This window comes from Paramagnetospirillum caucaseum (assembly GCF_000342045.1).
Lineage (GTDB): Bacteria > Pseudomonadota > Alphaproteobacteria > Rhodospirillales > Magnetospirillaceae > Phaeospirillum > Phaeospirillum caucaseum.
This window is the reverse complement of record NZ_AONQ01000176.1, coordinates 1-1,048: the sequence shown is the minus strand read 5'-3', so window position 1 is coordinate 1,048 and position 1,048 is coordinate 1. Positions and strand designations below refer to the sequence as shown.

Genomic DNA, 1,048 nt, shown 5'->3' with positions numbered 1-1,048 from the left:
CCGTTGAAGTTGTTACATGCATTGACGGACATGACGACAGCTTTAGCAATTGGAATGGCATACAGACTTTGATAGCACGTACGCTTGTACTGTTCATTTTGATCGTCTTCAAATTTTAGACGCTGACTATGCTGCAAGCGATACTTTAACATGTAGCTTGCAAGCGCCTCTAAATTATCAATCTGCGACTTATCGGAATGCAATTGCTGCAAAAGAACTTGATGGCTATGCGGATAGCGAATTGACGACTTTAGCATGGATTGCAGTTTAGCATCGGACAGCGTCCGAGATTTACAACGGCATGAAAATGCAGAAGAAAAAACGGCGATTGATTGGTTTGTTGAAAACCAATCGCACTTAATGAAGCGATCTTACGATCGCTTAAAACAGCGTTTGCAGCGAAAGCTTCAATTTCAAAGCTTCCAATCATTTGCACATCAATATCGTCTTTGAGTTTAATGTAATCCAACAAATTGCGCACGGAACGCTTTGCACGCTTGATAAGATCGCTATCTATTGCGTCGGCATTGTAATGGACACTGTGCAGGACAGTGAGAAAACGCAACTGGCTTGTTGGCACATTGCTAAAAGCAGCGAGCATTTTGGCCTTGGCTTTACGCTGCTGGTTATGGCGACACATGGGGCAAAATGGCTGATTGCATGGATGATGGGTGGAACAGTGCATGATGCGGTACGCGAGCGCAGTTGCGTCTTTGTCGGTCAAATCGCTGCATAGCGCATTGATCACATAGGCACGCTGGCGGATTTTGCTGACAGCGTGATCGCCCAATTTGTCCACAAATCGGTATTTCAGATCTTCTTTGGTGACGTGCTGGAGAACGGACATGGCGACACGCTATTGGACGCGGCGAACTGCGGAACAGCGCAGCGTGGCTTGAATGGCATAAAGGGCAAGCTGCGTTATATGTACAAGCTCTCCGTTAAATCCCACATTTACATAATAATTGCGTTCCATTTTCAATACTCCTTCTTTTAACCGCGCTACATGCGCAGCGGTATTTATGATCTTTGGCATAAATAATATCGG

At 45.2% G+C, this 1,048-nt stretch carries 3 protein-coding genes; all 3 read right to left on the bottom strand.

Going from position 1 to position 1,048, the window contains the following annotated elements:
• Window positions 1-257: hypothetical protein (locus tag H261_RS26420; protein ID WP_235063049.1), on the bottom strand; the 257-nt coding region annotated here is incomplete at its 3' end.
• Window positions 251-847 (bottom strand): hypothetical protein, encoded by a 597-nt coding sequence (locus H261_RS25260; protein ID WP_152427093.1) that lies wholly within the window; start codon window positions 845-847, stop codon window positions 251-253. The genes H261_RS26420 and H261_RS25260, both read right to left, overlap by 7 nt.
• 9 nt (window positions 848-856) lie before the next feature.
• A partial coding sequence (locus tag H261_RS26415; protein WP_235063047.1) for a hypothetical protein occupies window positions 857-1,048 on the bottom strand: 192 nt, incomplete at its 5' end.